19 protein-coding genes are annotated in these 20,304 nt (G+C 68.8%); 7 read left to right on the plus strand and 12 right to left on the minus strand.

Features of this window, described 5'->3' with window-relative positions:
- Nucleotides 1-10 precede the first annotated feature (10 nt).
- Nucleotides 11-2,701 carry a bifunctional diguanylate cyclase/phosphodiesterase gene (locus IAE60_RS04880; protein ID WP_244966660.1) on the minus strand — a complete coding sequence of 897 codons (2,691 nt, stop codon included), beginning with the start codon at nucleotides 2,699-2,701 and terminating at the stop codon, nucleotides 11-13.
- A 209-nt stretch (nucleotides 2,702-2,910) separates the two neighbouring features.
- Nucleotides 2,911-3,729: a CHAD domain-containing protein gene (locus IAE60_RS04885; protein WP_187574083.1), complete on the minus strand. Its 819-nt coding sequence runs from the start codon at nucleotides 3,727-3,729 to the stop codon at nucleotides 2,911-2,913.
- 158 nt (nucleotides 3,730-3,887) lie between these two features.
- On the opposite strand from IAE60_RS04885, the gene IAE60_RS04890 reads away from it, so the two are divergent.
- Both IAE60_RS04890 and IAE60_RS04895 read left to right on the plus strand, forming a co-directional pair.
- Nucleotides 3,888-4,172: a hypothetical protein gene (locus tag IAE60_RS04890; protein ID WP_187574084.1), complete on the plus strand. Its 285-nt coding sequence runs from the start codon at nucleotides 3,888-3,890 to the stop codon at nucleotides 4,170-4,172.
- 75 nt (nucleotides 4,173-4,247) lie between these two features.
- Nucleotides 4,248-5,249 (plus strand): alpha/beta hydrolase family protein, encoded by a 1,002-nt coding sequence (locus IAE60_RS04895; protein ID WP_187574085.1) that lies wholly within the window; start codon nucleotides 4,248-4,250, stop codon nucleotides 5,247-5,249.
- 1 nt (nucleotide 5,250) lies between these two features.
- Here IAE60_RS04895 and IAE60_RS04900 read toward each other — a convergent pair whose 3' ends face one another.
- The 3 genes from IAE60_RS04900 to IAE60_RS04910 all read right to left on the minus strand — a co-directional run bounded on the left by IAE60_RS04900 (nucleotide 5,251) and on the right by IAE60_RS04910 (nucleotide 7,364).
- Nucleotides 5,251-5,601, minus strand: a complete 351-nt coding sequence (locus IAE60_RS04900) for a VOC family protein (RefSeq protein ID WP_187574086.1) — start codon at nucleotides 5,599-5,601, stop codon at nucleotides 5,251-5,253.
- 71 nt (nucleotides 5,602-5,672) lie between these two features.
- On the minus strand, nucleotides 5,673-6,383 hold the full coding sequence (locus IAE60_RS04905) for a helix-turn-helix domain-containing protein (protein WP_187574087.1): 711 nt from the start codon (nucleotides 6,381-6,383) through the stop codon (nucleotides 5,673-5,675).
- A gap of 12 nt (nucleotides 6,384-6,395) precedes the next feature.
- On the minus strand, nucleotides 6,396-7,364 hold the full coding sequence (locus IAE60_RS04910; protein ID WP_185894894.1) for a LysR family transcriptional regulator: 969 nt from the start codon (nucleotides 7,362-7,364) through the stop codon (nucleotides 6,396-6,398).
- A 110-nt stretch (nucleotides 7,365-7,474) separates the two neighbouring features.
- Here IAE60_RS04910 and aceB point away from each other — a divergent pair, with 110 nt between their 5' ends.
- Both aceB and aceA read left to right on the plus strand, forming a co-directional pair.
- On the plus strand, nucleotides 7,475-9,106 hold the full coding sequence (gene aceB, locus IAE60_RS04915) for a malate synthase A (protein WP_187574088.1): 1,632 nt from the start codon (nucleotides 7,475-7,477) through the stop codon (nucleotides 9,104-9,106).
- A gap of 53 nt (nucleotides 9,107-9,159) precedes the next feature.
- The gene (gene aceA, locus IAE60_RS04920) at nucleotides 9,160-10,494 is read left to right on the plus strand and encodes an isocitrate lyase (RefSeq protein ID WP_185894896.1); all 1,335 of its coding nucleotides are present in this window, start codon (nucleotides 9,160-9,162) and stop codon (nucleotides 10,492-10,494) included.
- Between the two features lie 84 nt (nucleotides 10,495-10,578).
- Here aceA and IAE60_RS04925 read toward each other — a convergent pair whose 3' ends face one another.
- The 3 genes from IAE60_RS04925 to ubiK all read right to left on the minus strand — a co-directional run bounded on the left by IAE60_RS04925 (nucleotide 10,579) and on the right by ubiK (nucleotide 14,525).
- The gene (locus IAE60_RS04925) at nucleotides 10,579-12,639 is read right to left on the minus strand and encodes an alpha/beta hydrolase family protein (RefSeq protein WP_187574089.1); all 2,061 of its coding nucleotides are present in this window, start codon (nucleotides 12,637-12,639) and stop codon (nucleotides 10,579-10,581) included.
- Between the two features lie 106 nt (nucleotides 12,640-12,745).
- Nucleotides 12,746-14,251: a YifB family Mg chelatase-like AAA ATPase gene (locus IAE60_RS04930; protein ID WP_162110817.1), complete on the minus strand. Its 1,506-nt coding sequence runs from the start codon at nucleotides 14,249-14,251 to the stop codon at nucleotides 12,746-12,748.
- A 10-nt stretch (nucleotides 14,252-14,261) separates the two neighbouring features.
- Nucleotides 14,262-14,525 carry a ubiquinone biosynthesis accessory factor UbiK gene (gene ubiK, locus IAE60_RS04935; protein ID WP_187574090.1) on the minus strand — a complete coding sequence of 88 codons (264 nt, stop codon included), beginning with the start codon at nucleotides 14,523-14,525 and terminating at the stop codon, nucleotides 14,262-14,264.
- Between the two features lie 189 nt (nucleotides 14,526-14,714).
- On the opposite strand from ubiK, the gene IAE60_RS04940 reads away from it, so the two are divergent.
- A complete protein-coding gene (locus IAE60_RS04940; RefSeq protein ID WP_162110819.1) occupies nucleotides 14,715-15,053 on the plus strand; it encodes a P-II family nitrogen regulator in 339 nt (112 codons plus the stop codon).
- A 16-nt stretch (nucleotides 15,054-15,069) separates the two neighbouring features.
- Nucleotides 15,070-15,438, plus strand: coding sequence for a DUF6404 family protein (locus IAE60_RS04945; protein WP_187574091.1), 369 nt, complete (start codon nucleotides 15,070-15,072; stop codon nucleotides 15,436-15,438).
- A gap of 64 nt (nucleotides 15,439-15,502) precedes the next feature.
- On the opposite strand, the gene speE is transcribed toward IAE60_RS04945, so the two are convergent.
- Nucleotides 15,503-16,360, minus strand: a complete 858-nt coding sequence (gene speE, locus IAE60_RS04950) for a polyamine aminopropyltransferase (protein WP_162110821.1) — start codon at nucleotides 16,358-16,360, stop codon at nucleotides 15,503-15,505.
- A gap of 126 nt (nucleotides 16,361-16,486) precedes the next feature.
- Here speE and speA point away from each other — a divergent pair, with 126 nt between their 5' ends.
- Nucleotides 16,487-18,376, plus strand: a complete 1,890-nt coding sequence (gene speA, locus IAE60_RS04955; protein WP_187574092.1) for an arginine decarboxylase — start codon at nucleotides 16,487-16,489, stop codon at nucleotides 18,374-18,376.
- Nucleotides 18,377-18,502: 126 nt separating this feature from the next.
- On the opposite strand, the gene IAE60_RS04960 is transcribed toward speA, so the two are convergent.
- The 3 genes from IAE60_RS04960 to IAE60_RS04970 form a co-directional block, all read right to left on the minus strand.
- On the minus strand, nucleotides 18,503-18,886 hold the full coding sequence (locus IAE60_RS04960; RefSeq protein ID WP_187574093.1) for a DUF6768 family protein: 384 nt from the start codon (nucleotides 18,884-18,886) through the stop codon (nucleotides 18,503-18,505).
- On the minus strand, nucleotides 18,873-19,439 hold the full coding sequence (locus IAE60_RS04965; protein ID WP_187574094.1) for an RNA polymerase sigma factor: 567 nt from the start codon (nucleotides 19,437-19,439) through the stop codon (nucleotides 18,873-18,875). Before IAE60_RS04965 ends, IAE60_RS04960 begins: the two co-directional genes overlap by 14 nt.
- Nucleotides 19,440-19,545: 106 nt before the next feature.
- Entirely contained in the window at nucleotides 19,546-20,298 is a 753-nt protein-coding gene (locus IAE60_RS04970) for an SDR family NAD(P)-dependent oxidoreductase (protein ID WP_187574095.1), read from the minus strand.
- Nucleotides 20,299-20,304: the final 6 nt, after the last annotated feature.

The following is a 20,304-nucleotide window of genomic DNA, read 5'->3' on the forward strand; positions in this document are numbered from 1 at the left end:
CGCGCGACCGTCAGCGCACCACGGCCAGCCGGCGCGGGGGAGGCTGTTCGCGCTGGAACAGCACCCGCTCCGGGCGATGCAGCGCGAAGCCCTGGCCGTAGTCCACGCCCAGCGAACGCAGCGCATCGCAGATCTTCGGACTGGCGACCCATTCGGCCACCACCTTCAGGCCGCGCTGGTGGCCGATCTGGGCGATGGCGCTGACGATGGTGCGGCTCATCGGATCGGTTTCCAGGTCGCGGATGAAGCTGCCATCGATCTTGATCAGGTCCACCGGCAGGTTCTTCAGGTAGCCGAAGGACGACATGCCGGCGCCGAAGTCGTCCAGCGCGATGCGGCAGCCGGCGCGGCGCAGGCGCTCGATCACGCCGACCACCTTCAGCAGGTTGCGCACGGCCACCGTCTCGGTGATCTCGAAGCACAGCCGGTGCGCCGGCACCGCGTACTCGGTGATGCGCGCCAGGATGAAGTCCGCCAGGCCCTCGTCCTCGATGCTCGCGCCGGACAGGTTGATCGCGCAGGTGCCCAGGCGCAGGCCGGTACCGTGCAGCTGGCCGAAATGCGCCAGTGCATTGCGGATCACCCAGCGATCGATGGCGGGCATCAGTCCGTAGCGCTCGGCCGCAGGCAGGAAGGCGCCGGGCAGCACCACGCCACCGTCCTCGTCGCGCAGCCGCAGCAGCAGTTCGATGCTGGTGGCGGTGTCGCTGCCATCCAGTGGCACGATCTCCTGGTAGTCCAGCAGCAGTCGGTCCTGCTCGACGGCCCAGCGCAGCCGGCCGGCCCATTCCATCTCGCCCTGGCGCCGGGTGGTCTCGTTGTCCTGGCGGTACACGTGCACGCGGTTGCGGCCGTTCTCCTTGGCCAGGTAGCAGGCGGTGTCCGCCCAGGCCAGCAGGTCCTTCAGCGTGGGCTCCTGCTGGTCCACCACCACCACGCCGATGCTGGCGCTGACGGTGTAGGTGCGGTCCTGCCAGACGAACATCAGCGCCTCGATGCACTCGCGCAGGCGTTCGGCCAGCGCGCGCGCGCCCTCGGCATCCACGTGGAAGGCCATCAGGCCGAATTCGTCGCCGCCCAGGCGCGCCAGCACGTCGCCACCGCGCAGCTGCTGCCGCATGGCCAGCGCCAGCTGCGCCAGCAGCTGGTCGCCGGCCATGTGGCCGGACACGTCGTTGATCAGCTTGAACTGGTCCAGGTCGATGTACAGCAGAGCGCAGGGATCGCACGCCACGCGGCCCTTGCGCTCGCTGAGGGCTTCCTCGACGCGACGCTCGAACTCGCGGCGGTTGCACAGCTCGGTCAGCGCGTCGTGGGTCGCCTGGTAGCTGAGGCGTTCGGTCAGCTCGCGCTGTTCGGAGATGTCCGTGGCGACCATCAGCAGGTGCGCCCGTCCCTCCATGTCGACGTGCGCGATCGAGGCGCTGGCCCAGAAGGCTTCGCCGCCGGGGCTGAGCAGCACGGCTTCCAGGTTGCCCCAGTCGTTGCCGATGGTGTCGGCGTCGCGGGCGCGGTGCTGCAGCTGCGGATCGGAGAACAGTGCCGACAGCGGCAGTCCGGTCGGGTCGCCCAGGCGCAGGCGCGCCGCTTGGTTGGCGTAGACGATGCGGCCGTCGCGCGCATCGGCCAGCAGGACCAGCGCGGGCAGCAGTTCGTTGAGGGCGCGGAAGCGCAGTTCGCTTTCGCGGTAGCGCTGGCTCATCTGTTCGCCCAGCGACTCGGCCCGTCGCCGGGTGCTGGCCAGCGACCACGCCAGCGCGGCCAGCAGCAGGCTGATGGTGCCGCCCCCGGCCAGCAGGGCCTGCAGCCGGCCCAGTTCCAGCGGTTGCGGGCGCGGCAGCATCTCGATGCGCCACTGCCGGCCGCCGATGTCCAGGCGGCGCTGCTGCATGGGGATGCCGGCGGCTGCGGGCGCGGCGGAATCGTAGAAGGGGTGCGCGCCGGCGGTGGCGTCGTAGATGCGCACGCGGAAGCCGTCCAGCACCGGGCCCGACAGGGCCGATTCCACCAACGGCTGCAGGCGGATGCCGATGGCCAGCGCGCCGATCTCGCGAGCGCGCCGCTGGTTGGGCGTGGTCGGGGTGGGGCCGTCGGAATACACCGGCAGGCGCAGGGTGACGCCCAGCGGGTTCTGTCCGCTGGGTACCGACTGCTGCAGCGCGAACGGCGCGGAAATCACCACGGTGTCGGTGTCGCGCGCGCGCAGCAGGGCGGCCAGGTTGGCCTTCTGCGTCACCATGTTGAAGCCGATCAGCGACGTGTTGGCTTTGTAGGGAGCGACGAATTCGTAGCGGTAGGACACCTGATCGGCCAGCGGCTCGCCCGCGGGCGAGCGGCGCGCGAACGCCACCGAGGTGTAGGCGGCCGGGGGCAGCGGGCTGCGCAGGCTGGCGTGGTACTGGCTGAAGCGCGCCTGGTCCATCTGGTCGTTGGCCAGGAACACGGTCTGCATGGCGCGCAGCATCAGGGCCGCCTGCTCCAGCGGCACCCGCAGGCGCGCGGCGCCCGCGTCGGCCAGTTCGCGCCGCGCTTCCTCGGCGCGTTCCTGCAGGTCGCGCCACTCGCGATGGGCCACCACCGCGGTGCTCGACAGGCCCAGCAGCAGCACGCCCGCCGCCCACGCCAGCGGCGGCATGCGCGCGCGCGGAGAGGACAGGCGCCGTGAGGGCGTGTCGCCGGCGATCGTGGAGGTGGCGTCCACCTGCGGGGAGTACTCCTGCGTGAGAGGCGATCCGCCCCGTGGGGTGGACCAATGAAGGCATGCAGGCTTCGTGCCAAGCCCGTCGGATCGAGGTGTCGTGGTGCGCCAGGCGTTTTACCGCCGCTGGAAGGGCCTCATGCGTCAGTATCGGCCCCAGGGGGTCGTTCTTGACGAGGGTTACCGTGCCGTCGACGACGCGGTAAACGCAATTACGCCAGTGGCTGGATCGGTGATGCGGTGCGCACGCGCGATCGCGGCACGATCCGTTTCGCTCGCGCGTGCGCGGGTTCGAGCGCCTCCAGCGCCCGATGCAGCAGGACCAGGTCCTGCAGGGCGCCCAACTGGTCGACCAGTTGGCTGATGAACCGCGGTGGCAGTCGCGCGGCCTTGCCACGCGGCGCCACCTGCAGCTTGCGCAAGGCCGACAGCTGCATGCGCAGGCGGCGCGACTTGCGTCGCCAGTCGTGCAGGTCGTCCACCTGGCCGCTGGCCATTGCCTTCGCCTGCGCGCGTGCCTGGCGCCGCTCCGAACGCGCCAAGGCGTGGCGCAGGTCGCCGGCTTTCAGCCGCTGCCACGGCAGTTGTCGCAGGTGCTCGGCCTGGCGGTGGGCCTGGGCCTGGCGGCGCATGAAACCGGGGTCCTCGCACAAGGCTGCGGCCAGCACCTGCTCGTGGCGCCCTGCCAGTGCCGGCAGCAGGGCCTGCCAGTTCTCCCGTTCGCCGGGGTCGGTGGCTTCGCGTGCCAGAAGGCGTGCCACATCCTGCACCACCTGCCCGTCGCGCAGGGCGGACAAGTCGCGGGTCATGGCTAGCAGTTCGTCGTCGATCGCGTCCACCGCCTCCTTGCCCAGCGCGTCGCGCACCAGCGCGAGCAGCGAGCGCAGCCGGCGCAGGCTCTTGCGCGCTTCGTGCACGCCGGTAGGGTCGTGCGGCGCGATGGCCAGCGCCGTGGCCAGTGCGCACGCCTCCTCGGCGGCGAGCAGGGCGGCACGCTCGCCCGTGCGCAGGGACGCAACACGGTGGCTCATCGGCGGGACCCACGGGGGGCAGGGCTCCAGTCTACGACTGCGGGACGCCTCCGGCGCCGGACGAGGGCGTATGAACGACGGCCGTTCGTCGGCGGCCATGGACTTGGCGGCGGACGTCGGAAAAGGTATAAATCGTTTATACGATTTTTGGAGTCGGCATGGCCAAGTCCCGCAAAGTGCGTGAAGCGGCCGGAACGGGCATGGCCGCCAGCGCCGATGACCGACCGGCGAAACTCGTGCGCGACAGTTTCACCATGCCGGCCGATGACTTCGCCCTGGTCGGTGTACTGAAGGGCCGAGCCCTGCAGGTGCAGCGGCCGGCCAAGAAAAGCGAGTTGCTGCGCGCGGGCCTGCACGCGCTAGCCGGGTTGTCGCCGCAGGCGCTCGCCCGGGCGCTGGATGCCCTGGCGCCGGTGAAGGCCGGACGCCCGAAGAAAAAATAGGCGCCGCGATCCGCGCGCGCGTGTCGTCCCGTGCGTCGCCCAGGCGCGCGGCCTTCCTTTCGTGATGTGTTGCCGATGAACGTTGCCGCCTTCCTCCATCGCCACCGCGTGGTGGCCCTGCTGTCGCTGTTGCTGCTGGCTCCGATGCTGGCGGCGTCTTCGCACGCGCCCGCCGGCGGCGACGCGGATGCGGGCCTTCACGCCGGTTATCGCGTGCAGGACCTGGACTGGTTCGACCCGGCGCGCGATCGCGCGGTGCCGGTCAAGCTGTTCTGGCCGGACGCAGCGCGTACGCGTACGCGTACCGTGCCGCTGGTGGTGTTCTCGCACGGCATCGGCAGCGCACGCGATGGCTACACCTACCTGGGGCGCTACTGGGCGCGCCATGGAATAGCCAGCCTCCACGTCCAGCATGTCGGCAGCGACCGCGCGCTGTGGGAAGGCAATCCCTTCACCCTGGTATCCCGCTTCCAGCACGCAGCGGGCGATGCCGAAGCCATCGATCGCGTCCGCGACCAGCGCTTCGCCCTGGATCGCGTGCTGGCGGGCGACTGGGGCGCGCGCATCGACCGCGCGCGCATCGTCGCCGCCGGCCATTCCTACGGCGCCAACACCACCCTGATGTCGGCCGGCGCACGTGTCGTGCGACAGGGCCGTGCGATCCAGCTGCGCGACCCGCGCATCCGCGCCGCGATTGTGATTTCCGCGCCGCCGTTCTACGGCGACGAGGACTTCCGGCCCATCCTGTCCGGCATCACCATTCCCACCCTGCACGTGACCACCGCCGACGACATCATCCGCATCCCCGGCTTCGGCTCGAGCGTGGACGATCGCCTGAAGGTGTTCGACGCCACGGGGGGTACGCGCAAGGTGCTGGCGGTCTACCGGCACGGCACCCACAACGTGTTCACCGACCATCGCTATTTCGATTCGCGCGAAGTCAGCGAGGCCGTGAAGCGGGCCACCGAATCGCTGTCGCTGGCCTTCATCGACAGCACGTTCGAGGGGTCGCCTGCCGGACTCGCGCAGTGGCGCTCAGGCCACCGCGCGCTGCTGGCGCGCTACGAGATCCGCTGATTCAGGTCGCCGACCACACGGCCAGTTCGTAGCCGTCGGGATCGGTGAACTGGAAGCGCCGTCCGCCGGGAAAGGCGAAGATCGGCTTGGTGATGCGGCCTCCGGCTTTCTCCACCTGTGCCTGGCTGTCTTCCAGCGCTGTCGAGTACAGCACGACCAGGGCGCCGCCCGGCTGCGGCGCGCCGTAGGCGAACCCTCCCGTCAGACGCCCGTCGCGGAATTCGCAGTAGTCGGGGCCGTAATCCTGGAACGTCCAGCCGAACGCGGCGCCATAGAAGGCTTTCGAGGCGGCGATGGAGGCGACGTTGAATTCGAGGTAGTCGATGCGGTGGTGTTGTTCGGCGGTGCTCATGGCGGGTTCCCGGTGAGAGAGGCCGCCAGTCTGGCGAAGTCCGAGCGGCGTGTCTTGGCGAAATCGGACAGTCAGCGCGCGACCTGCGCCACCAGTTGCGTCGGCGTCAGGCCGGTAAGGCGTCGCGTGTCGCCAGCGAGTTGGGCGGCGTCGTAATAGCCCGCGTCCAGGGCCGCTTCCATCCGCGTCGTGTCGTCGTGTCGCCGGTGCAGGAAGCGTTGCAACCGCAGGATGCGTGCCAGCAGTTTCGGTCCGTAGCCGAACGCCTCGTCGCACCGGCGCAGCAAGGTGCGCTCGGTGATGCCGAGGTCGCGCGCGAGCTGCGCGACCGAGGCGGGCTGCACGCATGAAAGTCGCGCATGCACCGCCTGCATCGCGGCGTCACGTGCCGGCGCGTCGAGCAGGATCCGATCGGCGAGCCATACCATCGCGTCGGCGTCGCGCTCCGTCATCCGGTCGGCCAGCGTCGCCAAGCGCGCGATGCCGAGATCGCGCAGGTCCACACGCTGGTCGGCAAGGACATGCAACGGAACACCCAGCCAGCGCGTTGCCGTGCCAGGCGCGAACCGTAGGCCGCTTATCCGGCGACCCGGCGCGATCCGGGCGTACTGCGCGCGGGTGTCGGGCCCGGCGATGCGCAGGCGCTCGCCATCCCACAGCAGGTCGACGCAAGCGTCGGGCAGCACGAGCGCGGGACTTGCCTCCGCTCCCTGCACGTATTCCCAACGACACAGCAGCGAGCGGCCGGGCGCGTAGGCGTGTTGTCGATAGCGGCCGCTCATCGTGGCGTGGCGTCAGCGCTCGGAATGTCCGCTCTCATCGTAATCGCGGCGCTCGAACAGGTGGGGCTGGATCAGTTCGATGAAGGCGCGCGCCTGCGGCGACAGGAACTTGCCCTTGCGCACCACCACGCCGTAGCTGCGCGAGGGGAACCACTGGCTCAGCGAACGCGCGGTCAGGCGGTCGCGGTCGCTCTCGGTCAGGCAGATGGAGGCGATGACGGAGATGCCCATGCCCATGCTGACGTACTGCTTGATGACTTCCCAGCCGCCCACCTCCAGCGCGACGGTGTAGGGCACGCGCGCCTGCTGGAACACCAGGTCCACCAGCCGGTAGGTGACCAGCCGCTTGGGCGGCAGGATCAGGCCGTAAGGAGAGAGATCCTCCAGGCGCAGGTCGCGCTTGGTCGCCAGCGGATGGTCCGGCGGCGTGATCAGCATCGGCTCGAAACGGTAGACCGGGGCGTAGCTGAGGTCGGCCGGCACGTCCAGCACCGAGCCCACTGCCAGGTCCACGGCATCCGAGCGCAGCAGATCCGTGCCATCGGCGCTGGCGGCGTTGTGCAGGGTCAGCTTCACCTCGGGGTGCTGCTGGCGGAAGTGCTCCACGATCTTCGGCAGCAGGTACAGGATGGTGGAACTGTTGGCGGCCACGTTCAGTTCGCCGGCCTCCAGTCCGCTGACCTTCTCGCGGAAGGTCGCGTCCAGCCCGTCCAGTCCCGCCACCAGCGGCTGGGCCAGTTCATACAGCACTTCGCCTTCCCGGCTGGGTGCCAGCCGGCGCCCGCTGCGCTCGAACAGGCTGACCCCCAGCTCCCGTTCCAGCGCCTGCAACTGCAGGGTGATGGCGGGTTGGCTGACGAAAAGCGCCTCCGCAGCGCGCGACACCGACCCCAGGCGCACCGTCTGGCAGAACGCCCGCAGGGGCTTGAGCCGATCGGATTTGTAGGGAAATCGCGGAGTTGGCGCTTCTTTAGAGCTCACGTTCTAACAAGATATAAGCAGAGCTTATTTAATGCATTGACAAAACTGTTTTGTCAAATAATTGAAGCGGGGAGCACTGTGCCAGTCCAGCAAGACGCCAGGAGTTCCCCATGTCCGCTACCGCTTTCGCCCTGCCGCCGCGCGACGCCCGTGCCGATCGGCCCACCCCCGGCATCGCCCTGACCACCAACCTGGTGGGGCAGGACGCCCTGCTGCCCCCCGGCGCGCTGGCGCTGCTGGTCTCGCTGCATCGTGCGATCGAGCCCGCGCGCCAGGCCCGGCTGGCCGCGCGCCGCGAGCGCCAGGCCTTCTTCGACGCCGGCGGCCTGCCCGACTTCCGCCAGGACACCCGCGCCATCCGCGAAGGCGACTGGACCGTGGCCCCGGTGCCGACGGCCCTGCAGGACCGCCGGGTGGAGATCACCGGACCGGTCGACCCGAAGATGGTCATCAACGCACTGAACTCCGGCGCGAAGGTGTTCATGGCCGATTTCGAGGATTCCACCTCGCCGACCTGGCAGAACCTGCTGACCGGCCAGCGTGCGTTGATCGGCGCCGTGCAGGGTGACTTGGCGTTCACCGCCGAGAACGGCAAGCAGTACGCGCTGAAGCCGCAGGACGAGCAGGCGGTGCTGCTGGTCCGCCCGCGCGGCTGGCACCTGGACGAGAAGCACGTGCTGATCGATGGCGCGCCGATCGCCGGCGGGCTGTTCGACATCGCGGTGTTCGCGTGGCACAACGCCCGCGCGCTGCAGGCCCGCGACCGCGGCCCGTACTTCTACCTGCCCAAGCTGCAGAGCATGGAAGAGGCTGCGCTGTGGGAAACCGCGCTGTCGCACATCGAGGCGGCGCTGGGCCTGCCGCACGGGCAGATGAAGGTCACCGTGCTGATCGAGACGCTGCCGGCAGTGTTCGAGATGCACGAGATCCTGCACGCGCTGCGCGAGCGCATCGTGGGCCTGAACTGCGGCCGCTGGGATTACATCTTTTCCTACCTGAAGACCTTCCGTCGCCACGCCGACAAGGTGCTGCCCGAGCGCGGCCAGGTGACGATGACGCAACCGTTCCTGAAAGCGTATTCGGAGCTGCTGATCCAGACCTGTCACCGCCGCGGTGCGCACGCGATGGGCGGCATGGCCGCGCAGATCCCGATCAACAACGACGAAGCCGCCAACGAACAGGCGCTGGCCCGCGTGCGCGCCGACAAGCTGCGTGAAGTCACCGCCGGCCACGACGGCACCTGGGTGGCGCATCCGGCGCTGATCCCGGTGGCGAAGGCGATCTTCGACGAGCACATGCCGCAGCCCAACCAGCGCGGGGTGCTGCGCGAGGACGTGACGGTCACCCGCGACGACCTGATCCGTCCGTCCACCGGCACCATCACCCGCGCCGGCTTCGAGGGCAACGTGGAAGTCTGCGTGCGCTACCTGGCCGCGTGGCTGGACGGCAACGGCTGCGTGCCGATCCACTGGCTGATGGAGGACGCCGCCACCGCCGAGATCTCGCGCGCCCAGATCTGGCAGTGGCTGCACACGCCCGACGTGCACCTGTGCGACGGCACCCAGATCGACTACGCCCTGCTGCAGCGCACGCTGGCCGCGTTGCCGGCGAAGCTGGGCGACCACAGCCGGCTGCCGGGTGGGGAGCGCATCTCCGAAGCCATCGCCCTGCTCGACGCCCTGAGCCGCGCCGACGAGCTGGCCGACTTCCTGACCCTGCCCGCGTACGACCGCATCGACTGACGCATCGACCGATCACCTCCACCACGACGCCCCACGACGAAAGAGAGCCCGCCATGAGCACCAAGCAACAGCAGATCGACGCCATCCAGAAGGACTGGGACAGCAACCCGCGCTGGACCGGCATCAAGCGCGACTACGCCGCCGCGGATGTCGTCCGCCTGCGCGGCAGCCTGCAGCCGGAGTACACCCTGGCCCGCCGTGGCGCGGAGAAGCTGTGGAAGCTCGTCAACGGCGAGGCGAAGAAGGGCTACGTCAACGCGTTCGGCGCGATCAGCGCCGGCCAGGCGATGCAGCAGGCCAAGGCCGGTCTGGAAGCCGTGTATCTGTCCGGCTGGCAGGTCGCCGCCGACGGCAACACGTCCGAGACCATGTACCCCGACCAGTCGCTGTACGCCTACGACTCGGTGCCGACGATGGTCCGCCGCATCAACAATACCTTCCAGCGCGCCGACGAGATCCAGTGGAAGGCCATCTGCGACGGCAAGGCGAACGAAGCCGATGCCATCGACTTCTTCCTGCCCATCGTCGCCGACGGCGAGGCCGGGTTCGGTGGCGTGCTGAACGCCTACGAGCTGATGAAGAACATGATCATCGCCGGCGCGGCGGGCGTGCACTTCGAAGACCAGCTGGCCGCGGTGAAGAAGTGCGGCCACATGGGCGGCAAGGTGCTGGTGCCCACCCAGGAGGCGGTGCAGAAGCTGCAGGCTGCGCGCCTGGCCGCCGACGTGCTGGGCGTGCCGACCATCGTGCTGGCCCGCACCGACGCCGAAGCGGCCAACCTGCTGACGTCCGACTTCGATGCCAACGACCAGCCCTTCGTCACCGGCCAGCGCACGGCGGAAGGCTTCTACCGGGTCAAGAACGGCCTGGAGCAGGCGATCAGCCGCGGTGTCGCCTATGCGCCGTACGCCGACCTGGTGTGGTGCGAGACCGGCACGCCGGACATCGGCTTCGCCCGCGAGTTCGCCCAGGCGGTGCATGCCAAGCACCCGGGTAAGCTGCTGTCGTACAACTGCTCGCCCAGCTTCAACTGGAAGAAGAACCTGGACGATGCGCAGATCGCCCGCTTCCAGGACGAGCTGTCCGCGCTGGGCTACAAGTACCAGTTCATCACCCTGGCCGGTATCCACATCAACTGGTTCAACACCTTCAAGTTCGCCCACGACTACGCGCGTGGCGAGGGCATGAAGCACTACGTCGAACAGGTGCAGGAGCCGGAATTCGCGGCACGCGAGAAGGGCTACACCTTCGTCTCGCACCAGCAGGAAGTGGGTGCGGGCTACTTCGACGACGTCACCACCGTCATCCAGGGCGGCAGCTCCAGCGTCACCGCGCTGAAGGGCTCGACCGAGGAAGAGCAGTTCTACGAAAAGGAAAAGGCGGCCTGACCGCCGCCCGCAAGGATGCAGCAAAGGAAACGCCGGCTTTCGCCGGCGTTTCTGCTTTCAACGTTGCGGGAAGAAGGCGCGCGCTTACTTCTTCACTTCCTGCGTATGCCCCTTCAGCGCCTCGGCCAGCCCGGGCACGCCATCCGCGCCGACCGGCACGCTGATGCTCGAACCGGTGAAGTCCTTGCCGATCGGTTCGGCGCGACCGCCCAGGCATTGGGCCAGGAAGCCCTCGGTCACCGCGTTGAACGCCTTGTTGTTCTCCGGCCGGGCGAAGCCGTGGCCCTCGTCGGGGAACAGCACGTAGGTCACCGGGATGTTCTTGGCCTGCATCGCCTTCACGATCTGGTCGCTCTCGGCCTGCTTCACGCGCGGGTCGTTCGCGCCCTGGCCGATCAGCAGTGGCTTCTTGATCTGGTCGGCACGGGTCAGCGGTGAGCGTTCGGTCAGCCATTTCTTGCCCGCGTCGGTGCGCGGATCGCCCATGCGCTTGGCCAGCTGCTCGAAGAAGCTGGCCCAGTACGGCGGCACCGTGCTGAGCAGGGTGTTGAGGTTGGACGGGCCCACGATGTCCACGCCGCAGGCGAACGCGTCCGGCGTGAAGGTCAGGCCGGTCAGCGTGGCATAGCCGCCATAGCTGCCGCCCATGATCGCCACCTGGTCCTGGGTGGTGACGCCCTGCTTGACCGCCCACTGCACGGCGTCGATCAGGTCGTCGTGCATCTTGCCGGCCCACTCGCCGTTGCCGGCGTTGGTGAAGTCCTTGCCGAAGCCGGTGGAGCCGCGGAAGTTGACCGACAGGACCGCGTAGCCGCGGTTGGCCAGCCACTGGTTGTAGCCGCCGTAGCCATAGGAATCGCGCGCCCATGGGCCGCCGTGGACCAGCAGCACCAGCGGCACCGGCGCATCGGCCTTGCCGTCGTTGTTCGCGTCGGCGCTGCGCGGCAGGGTCAGGTAGCTGACCAGCGTCTTGTTGTCGCGCGAAGCGATTTCCACCGGCCACTGCGGGACCAGCGGCTTGCCCTCCAGCTTCGGGCGCGCGGAAAAGAGCTTGGTCAGCGTGCCGGCGCTGCGGTCGTAGCGGTAGTAGACCAGCGGCGCCTCGGCCGCCGAGTACGCGACGATCCAGGTCTTGTCGTCCAGCGTGCGCGTGTTGACGGAGACATCGCCAGGACCGATCGCCTCCAGCTTCTCCAGGTCGGTCCGGATCGCGGGGTCGACCACCTTCCACTCATCGCGCAGGTAATCCACCGACACCGCCTGCACCTTGCCCGTTGCCGGGTCGGCCAGCGTGCCGCCGACGTCGGCGCGTGCGTCTTCCAGCACCAGCGTGCGCTTGCCGCTGGCCACGTCGATCGCGAACAGCGCTGCCGTGTTGCGGCCGCGCGAATCGGTGAAGTACAGCGTCTTGCCGTCCAGCGTCAGGCCACCGGGACTGGTGGTCAGCACGTCCTCGAACGGGATGTCGTCGAACTTCTCCCACGCCCCGTTGGCGCCGCGCCGCAGCACATCGGCGCCGCCGTCCGGGCGCGAGCGCTGCGCGTACTTGAGGGTGTAGTCGGCGTCGGCGATGTAGCCGGCGATCTGCGCGTCGTTCTTCTCCAGCAGTGTGCGGTTGCCGCTGGCCAGATCGACCTTGTAGATGTCGTGCCACTGCGCGTCGCGGTCGTTCATGCCGACCAGGATCGTGCCGGGGTGTCTCGGGCTGACGCCGGCGACCTGGGCTGTGGTCTTCGGGAACGGTGTCAGGTCCTTCGCCTGACCGGTCTTCAGGTCCACGGCATACAGATGGAAGTCCTCGTCGCCGCCGCTGTCGCGCAGGTACAGCAGCGTGTCGGGGTGGTAGGACCAGAAGTAGCTGCGGATGCCGCGCGCCTTGTCCTGGGTGACGGCCCTGGCCTGCGACGGGTTGTCGGCCGGGGCGACCCAGACATTGAGCACGCCATCGACGGCGGCGACCCAGCTCAGGTACTTGCCGTCGGGGCTGATCTGCACGTTGGCGCGTTCGGGGTTGCCGAACAGCGCGTCGCGCGCGATCAGTTCGGTGCCGGCGATGCGGTCGGCGGCGGACGGCGCGGCCTGCGCGGCGAGGGCGAGCGCGACAGTCGAGGCCAGCAGCGTGAGGCGGAATGCGGGGTGGCGCATGGGCGGACTCCAGGGTGGCGAAGTGGGAACAGCGGACAGGACGTCCGCCGGCACGAGGTGTGACCCGAGTAGACCACACCGCATCTTCCGCCGCCGTGGCCGGAGGTCATGCTGCGTTGCCGCGATCCAGGCCGCGGTAGCCCAGGGCTTCGGTCACGTGCGCGGTGGCGATGGCCTCGCTGCCGGCCAGGTCGGCGATGGTGCGGGCCACGCGCAGGATGCGATGCAGGCTGCGCGCCGAGAGCTGCAGGCGCTCCACGGCACGCTCGAGCAGGGCCTGGTCGCGTGCCTGGAGCCGGCAATGGGCCATCGTTTCCGACTGGCCCATCCGCGCATTCGGTTTGCCGCAGCGCGCCTGCTGGCGCGCGCGCGCGGCGACGACGCGGGCTTGGATGGCGGCCGTGCCTTCGCCGTCCGGCGCATCGGGCCGGAGTTCATGCGGCGGCAGTCGCGGTACGTGCACATGCAGGTCGATACGGTCCAGCAGCGGGCCCGACAGTCGGCTGCGGTAACGCCGGACCAGGTCGGGTCCGCAGCGGCAGCGACCGCTCGGGTCGCCCGCCCATCCGCATGGGCACGGATTCATGGCGGCCACGAGTTGGAAGCGGGCCGGGAATTCTGCGGTCCGCGCGGCGCGCGAGACGGTGACCGTGCCGGACTCCAGCGGCTCGCGCAGGACTTCCAGCGCGGCGCGCGACCATTCCGGCAGTTCGTCCATGAACAGCACGCCGTTGTGCGCGAGGGAAATCTCGCCGGGACGCGGCTGTGCGCCACCGCCCACCAGCGCCACCGCGCTGGCGGTGTGATGCGGCGCGCGATACGGGCGCTGGCGCCAGCGGGCCGGGTCCAGCCCACGTCCGCTGACCGAAGCGATGGCGGCGCTCTCCATGGCCTCGGCGTCGCTGGCTTCGGGCAGCAGGCCGGGCAGGCGCGAGGCCAGCAGCGTCTTCCCGCAGCCGGGGGAGCCGATCAGCAGCAGGTGGTGCCCGCCGGCGGCGGCGACTTCCAGCGCCCGCCGCGCATGCACCTGGCCGCGCACGTCGGCCATGTCGGGAACGGTGGAGGGCAGCGGCGGTGGTGCGACGGCCGCGGGCAGCGCCTTGCGCCCTTCCAGCAGCGCGCAGACTTCCAGCAGGGTCCGGCCGGTGAACGCATGCCCCTGGCGCGCCAGGGCGGCCTCGGCGCCGCTGGGCTCGGGGACGACCAGCGTGCGTCCGCTGGCCGCCACCGCCAGCGCGGCCGGCAGCACGCCGTCGACCGCGCGCAGCTCGCCGGTTAGGCTGAGTTCGCCCAGGAACTCGTAGTCCGCAAGGCTCTCCCGCCGGATCTGTCCGCTGGCCGCCAGGATGCCCAGCGCGATGGGCAGGTCGAAGCGCCCGCCATCCTTCGGCAGGTCGGCCGGCGCCAGGTTGACGGTGATGCGGCGCGTGGGAAATTCGAACTGCGCGCACAGGATGGCGGCGCGCACGCGGTCGCGGGACTCCCGCACCGCGGCTTCCGGCAGGCCGACGATCTGCGTGGACGGCAGGCCGCCGGACAGATGCACCTCCACGCGGACCGGGGGCGCGGACACGCCCGCCCGTGCCCGGCTGTTCACCAGGGCCAGACTCATGGCGGCGGGATCAGGACTGCGCGGGCTTGTCGGCCAGCTGGGTTTCCAGCGTGGCCACGGTGCGTTCGAGTGCGTCCAGCTTCTCGCGCGTGCGCAGCAGCACGGCCTGCTGCACGTCGAACTCCTCCCGCGTCACCAGGTCCAGCTTCGCCAGGCCCGCCTGCAGCGCGGACTTGAAGGTCTGCTGCAATTCTTCCTGCGAGCCGCGCAGGCCGGGCGGCACCAGCTGGCTGAGGCGGCGGGCGAGGTCGTCGATGTGGTTGAGGTCGATCATGTCTGGTCTCCGGCAGTGCATCGAGCTTGCGAGGCGTGCAGGAGGGCGCGCCATCGGGGATCGCTGCGCAGCACTGTCGGAAAAGTCCGGGCGGCGAGGTGGCCATTGAACCGCGACAAGCCCCGTGGCCGCAACCGCGGTCCATCGCGGCGCGTTATCCTGCACCCAGCATTCACGGGAGGATCCTGCATGAAAATGGTCATGGCCATCATCAAGCCGTTCAAGCTGGACGACGTGCGCGAAGCGCTGGCCGAAGCCGGGATCGCCGGCATCACCGTCACCGAGGTGAAGGGTTTCGGCCGGCAGAAGGGCCATACCGAACTCTATCGCGGCGCCGAATACGTGGTCGACTTCCTGCCGAAGGTGAAGCTGGAAGTGGCGGTGACCGAGGAGCAGGCCGAACAGGTGGTCGAAGCCATCGTGAAGGCCGCCGGCACCGGCAAGATCGGCGACGGCAAGGTGTTCGTCTACGACCTGGAGCGGGTGGTGCGCATCCGGACGGGCGAACTGGATGCGGATGCGCTCTGAAAACGGAGTCCCCGAGATGACGCAGCTCCGCGGGTTCGACGGCCGCCTGGAAAAAGCGCTTGCCTGGCTGGAGGAGTCCGGCATCCGACGCAGCACGTATGCGCCGCCGATGTTCCGTCTGCTGTGGAAGGCGGGCGTCCGGATCCCGCCACCCCACATGAATGGATTCGTCGTGAATGCCTTCGTGATGGGCGGGTTCTTCGCCACCGCCTGGGGCTTGATCATGTGGCTGGCGCTCTGGTCGTGGCAGGGCAAGCCCTTCGTCGCGGTGGTTGCCACATCGCTGAGCGCCGGCGCACTGTTCGGCCTGATCATGGCGGCCTATCTGGTCGCGCAGGCGCGCCACTACCAGGTGCCTCGCTGGTTGACGTTCACTGCGGACTGAAGCCGGAGAGGTCAAAGAAAAGCCCCGCATCGCGGGGCTTTCTTCTTCTCTGGCGGCAGGTCGCTTACTCGCCCAGCGCCTTCGCCACGAACGGCGGCGCCACCAACACGCCGGTGTGCAGGTGCGCGGTGTAGTACAGCGTGTCGAACGGCTTGGCGGCGGCATCCGCTTCGCGGAACGCAAAGTCGAAGCCGGCCTGCTTGCTGGCGAGGGTCACGCTCCACCAGCCGGTCGGGTAGCACGGCTGCGGGAACGGCAGCGTCTTGAACGACTGGAAGCCGGCCTTGCCCATCTCGGCGCGCATGTCCTTGATCAGGTCCAGCAGCGCCAGCGGCGATTCGGACTGCTGCACCAGCAGGCCGTCGGGCTTGAGCGCGCGGTAGCAGCTCTCGAAGAATGCCTTGTTGAACAGGCCTTCGGCCGGACCTACCGGATCGGTGGAGTCGACGATGACCACGTCCACGCTGCCGGGCTCGCAGTTGGCCATGTAGGCCACGCCGTCGTCGAACAGCAGCTCGGCACGCGGATCGTGGTTGGATTCGCACAGCTCGGGGAAGTACTTCTCCGCCATGCGTGTGACCTGCTCGTCGATGTCGCACTGCGTGGCCTTCTCCACGCCGGGGTGCTTCAGCACCTCGCGCAGCGTGCCGCAGTCGCCGCCACCGATGATCACCACGCGCTTGGGCGCCGCGTGGGTGAACAGTACCGGGTGGCTGATCATCTCGTGGTAGAAGAAGTTGTCGCGCGTGGTCAGCATCATCGCGCCATCGATCACCATCAGCTTGCCCCAGTCGGTGCTGTCGTAGATCTCGATCTTCTGGAACGGCGACTGCACCTCGTCCAGCTTGCCGGTCGTACGGAAACCGATGGCGGAGCCGGTGTGCGAGAAGTGTTCGATGAACCAGGTGTCGTTGGCGGTCATGGGCTGTCCTGCATGAAGGGAATGGCAACGGCGATGGGGCCTGCCGCTGCGGCGGCGCATTGTAACGGACCCATGTGACCGCAGCCTGTAGAATGCGCCTCCGTTCGCCTCCCTTGGAAAACCGCCATGTCCTGGTCCACCGACCACGCCCGCAAGACCTACTCCGTCCCGCACTGGGCCGAAGGGTATTTCGACGTGGACGCCGCCGGCCGCATTGTGGTGTCGCCCAAGGGCGCGCAGGGCCCGGTGATCCCGCTGCCGGAGGTGGTGGACGCAGCGCGCGCGCAGGGCGCCCAGCTGCCGCTGCTGGTGCGCTTCCCGGACATTCTGGGCGATCGCCTGGGCAAGCTGCAGGCCGCGTTCGCGCAGGCGCAGGCCGACTGGGAGTACAAGGGCGGCTACACGGCGGTCTATCCCATCAAGGTGAACCAGCATCGCGGCGTCGCCGGCACGCTGGCCTCGCACGCGGGCGAGGGCTTCGGTCTGGAAGCCGGCAGCAAGCCCGAGCTGATGGCCGTGCTGGCGCTGTCGCGCCCGGGCGGGCTGATCGTCTGCAACGGCTACAAGGACCGCGAATACATCCGTCTGGCGCTGATCGGCCGCAAGCTGGGCCTGCAGACCTTCATCGTCATCGAGAAGCCGTCCGAGCTGGCGCTGGTGATCGAGGAGTCGCGCGCGCTGGGCGTGAAGCCCGGTCTCGGGGTGCGCATGCGCCTGGCCACGCTGGGCGCGGGCAAGTGGCAGAACAGCGGCGGCGACAAGGCTAAGTTCGGCCTGTCCCCGCGCCAGGTGCTGGACCTGTGGAAGCAGCTGCGCGAAGCCGGCCTGCAGGACACGCTGAATCTGCTGCATTTCCACATGGGCTCGCAGATCAGCAACGTGCGCGACATCGCCAACGGTATGCGCGAGGCGACGCGCTATTTCATCGAGCTGTCGAAGCTGGGCGCGAGCATCAGCCATGTCGACGTCGGTGGCGGCCTGGGCATCGATTACGAAGGCACGCGCTCGCGCAGTTACTGCTCGATCAACTACGGCATCGGCCAGTACGCCAGCAACATCGTGCAGCCGCTGGCCGAGGCCTGCGAGCAGCACAGCCTGACGCCGCCGCGCATCGTCACCGAGTGCGGTCGCGCGATGACCGCGCACCACGCGGTGCTGGTGGTCAACGTGTCGGAAGTCGAGCAGGCGCCGGAAGGCCGCGTGCCGCCCGCGCACGACGACGAGCCGGCGGTGATCCGCCACCTGCGCGAGATCCACGGCGAGCTCGACACGCGCCCGGCAGTCGAACTGTTCCACGAAGCGCAGCACCACCACAGCGAGGGCCTGTCGCTGTACGCGCTGGGCCAGATCGACCTGGTGCACCGTGCGCGCATCGACGACCTGTTCTACGCCATCGCGCATGCCGTGCGTGCGCGCCTGAGCAGCGACGAGCGTAGCCACCGCGACCTGCTCGACGAACTCAACGAACGGCTGGTCGATAAGTATTTCGTCAACTTCAGCGTGTTCGAGTCGATTCCCGACGTGTGGGCCATCGACCAGGTGTTCCCGATCGTGCCGATCGAACGCCTCGACGAAGCGCCGGCGCGGCGCGGCATCATCGCCGACATGACCTGCGACTCGGACGGCATGGTGAAGACCTATGTCGAGAACGAGGGCCTGGATTCCTCGCTGCCGCTGCATGCCATGAAGCCCGGCGAAAGCTATCGCCTCGGGATCTTCCTGGTGGGCGCCTACCAGGAAATCCTCGGCGACATCCACAACCTGTTCGGCGACACCGACGCGGTGGAAGTCAGCGCCGATGCCGGCACCGGCTACCTGCTCACCCAGCAGCGCCGCGGCGACACCACCGACGTGATGCTGGACTACGTGGGCTACAAGCTGGAAGACCTGCGGTCCGCTTACCGTACGCGCGTGGAAGAGGCGAAGTTGCCCGCGGATGAAGCCGTGGCGCTGGCCGATGCGCTGGAAGCCGGCCTGACCGGGTACACCTACCTGTCGGACGAACCGCTGGGCTGAGGCCGGTCACCCGGCGACAGGCATGCTGCAGCAGGCCAATGCGGCCTGCAGCAGCGCGATCATCAGCCTGAGCAGCAGACACGGGCATGCGTCAGCCACGGGTGCGTCCTCCGCGGTTCGGCTTGTTCATGACGACATCTTCGATGCGTCGTGCCGCAAAAGCGCCAATTGCAGTTCCACGCGCTTGAGCTCACGCAGCATGCGGTTGGCTTCCATGTGGCTGCCCAGGAACGACTTCATGATCATCGTGAACTGGAACAGCACGATCGCCAGCACGCCCCATTGCACGGCTGCCAGGACTTCGTTGGCATGCCAGCTCCGCCATAGCGAAACACCGAAGCCCGCGAAGGCGGCGATGCCGCAGAGGTAGGCCACCCACACCACCCAACCCAGCGCTCCGCGGAACAGCCCGAACGCCTGGGAGAAATAGCCGGGTTCGCCATGCCGCGCCAACAGGTCGCGATCCTCGGCCGAGAGGGTCTGCTTGATCAGGTCATCAGTCTTGTTCATCGGTGCTTCCTTCCAGTCGCGCGCGGATCTTGCGCCGCGCATGCATCAGCCGGGTCTTGACCGTTCCCGGGGGCACGTCGAGCGCGACGGCGATCTCCGCCACGCTCAGGTCTTCCAGGTAGAAAAGTGACAGCGCCGCGCGCTGGGGCGCGGGCAGGGCCTGCATCTCCGCCCTGACGATGGCCAGCTCCGCCGTGCGTTCGCCCACCGCGTCCTGTTCGCCAGGCATCACCGCCTCAGGCTCGATCTCGACGAGGTGGGTGCGCTCGAATTGCCGTCCGCGGAGCGCGCGTGTGCAACTGCGGGTGACGATGCGAAAGGCCCAGGCCGGGAACGCCGCCACATCGTCCAGCCGGCGGAGTCCGCGCAGGATCTCGACCCAGGCTTCCTGGACCATGTCGCGCGCAAGGTCGGGATGACCCGTCAGCCGCCATGCGTGCCGCAGCAGGCGCGGCTGCCAGCGCGCGACCAGACGCACCCACGCGGGGCGATCGCCGGTGCGGGCCGCCGCGGCGAGGTACTCGTCCAGTATCCGTTCCGTGTCCCGCTGCACGCGCCTGCCCCCGTCTCCGTCTGTCGGGAATCAAGGTGCCGGATTCGAGGAAAACGGTTCAATCCGGTGGGGAGACATTGCCGAGCGACCGGCGCTGACGTCCGCCCTAGACGCCCCGATGGACCTGGAATCCCGCGAACGACTGCGTCACCGGCATGATCTCCAGCCGGTTGATGTTGAGGTGCGGCGGCAGTGTGGCGACGTAGAAGATCTGTTCGGCGATGTCGTCGGCCGTCATCGGCTGCGCCCCTGCGTAGAGCTTGTCCGACGCGGCCTGGTCGCCGTGCGTGCGGACCAGGGTGAACTCGGTTTCGGCCATGCCGGGTTCGATGTCGGTCACTCGCACGCCGGTGCCGTGCAGGTCGCTGCGCAGGCCCAGCGAGAACTGGCGAACGAACGCCTTGGTGCCGCCATACGTGTTGCCGCCCGGATACGGGTAGCTGCCGGCGATCGAGCCGATGTTGATGATGGCGCCCTTTCGCTCCACCAGCAGCGGCAGCAACCGGCGGGTGACGGTGACCAGCGCCAACACGTTGGTTTCGATCATCGTGCGCCAATCGTCCAGTGAAGCCTGCTGCGCAGGTGCCGTGCCCAGCGCCAGTCCGGCGTTGTTGACCAGCAGGTCGATGTCGCGGAAGGCCGCGGGCAACGCATCGAGGGCGGCGTCCAGGGCCGCTTCGTCGCGGATGTCGAATGCGGCGGCGTGCACCTTGTCCGCCCCGAGCTCGTCCACCAGTGCCTGCAGGCGATCGGCGCGGCGACCGGTGGCGATGACGCGCCAGCCGGCGGCCACGAAGCGGCGGACGGCAGCGGCACCGAAGCCTGACGTGGCGCCGGTGATGAGGGCGGTGCGGGTCATGGGCGA

This window comes from Pseudoxanthomonas mexicana (assembly GCF_014397415.1).
In the GTDB taxonomy this organism is placed as follows: domain Bacteria; phylum Pseudomonadota; class Gammaproteobacteria; order Xanthomonadales; family Xanthomonadaceae; genus Pseudoxanthomonas_A; species Pseudoxanthomonas_A mexicana.

Bases quoted from the DNA above. Each gene is read 5' to 3' on its own strand.
- IAE60_RS04885 (WP_187574083.1), bottom strand. From the start codon at position 3,729: ATGAGCCACCGTGTTGCGTCCCTGCGCACGGGCGAGCGTGCCGCCCTG.
- IAE60_RS04890 (WP_187574084.1), top strand. From the start codon at position 3,888: ATGGCCAAGTCCCGCAAAGTGCGTGAAGCGGCCGGAACGGGCATGGCC.
- IAE60_RS04895 (WP_187574085.1), top strand. From the start codon at position 4,248: ATGAACGTTGCCGCCTTCCTCCATCGCCACCGCGTGGTGGCCCTGCTG.
- IAE60_RS04900 (WP_187574086.1), bottom strand. From the start codon at position 5,601: ATGAGCACCGCCGAACAACACCACCGCATCGACTACCTCGAATTCAAC.
- IAE60_RS04905 (WP_187574087.1), bottom strand. From the start codon at position 6,383: ATGAGCGGCCGCTATCGACAACACGCCTACGCGCCCGGCCGCTCGCTG.
- aceB (WP_187574088.1), top strand. From the start codon at position 7,475: ATGTCCGCTACCGCTTTCGCCCTGCCGCCGCGCGACGCCCGTGCCGAT.
- aceA (WP_185894896.1), top strand. From the start codon at position 9,160: ATGAGCACCAAGCAACAGCAGATCGACGCCATCCAGAAGGACTGGGAC.
- IAE60_RS04925 (WP_187574089.1), bottom strand. From the start codon at position 12,639: ATGCGCCACCCCGCATTCCGCCTCACGCTGCTGGCCTCGACTGTCGCG.
- IAE60_RS04930 (WP_162110817.1), bottom strand. From the start codon at position 14,251: ATGAGTCTGGCCCTGGTGAACAGCCGGGCACGGGCGGGCGTGTCCGCG.
- ubiK (WP_187574090.1), bottom strand. From the start codon at position 14,525: ATGATCGACCTCAACCACATCGACGACCTCGCCCGCCGCCTCAGCCAG.
- IAE60_RS04940 (WP_162110819.1), top strand. From the start codon at position 14,715: ATGAAAATGGTCATGGCCATCATCAAGCCGTTCAAGCTGGACGACGTG.
- IAE60_RS04945 (WP_187574091.1), top strand. From the start codon at position 15,070: ATGACGCAGCTCCGCGGGTTCGACGGCCGCCTGGAAAAAGCGCTTGCC.
- speE (WP_162110821.1), bottom strand. From the start codon at position 16,360: ATGACCGCCAACGACACCTGGTTCATCGAACACTTCTCGCACACCGGC.
- speA (WP_187574092.1), top strand. From the start codon at position 16,487: ATGTCCTGGTCCACCGACCACGCCCGCAAGACCTACTCCGTCCCGCAC.
- IAE60_RS04960 (WP_187574093.1), bottom strand. From the start codon at position 18,886: ATGAACAAGACTGATGACCTGATCAAGCAGACCCTCTCGGCCGAGGAT.
- IAE60_RS04970 (WP_187574095.1), bottom strand. From the start codon at position 20,298: ATGACCCGCACCGCCCTCATCACCGGCGCCACGTCAGGCTTCGGTGCC.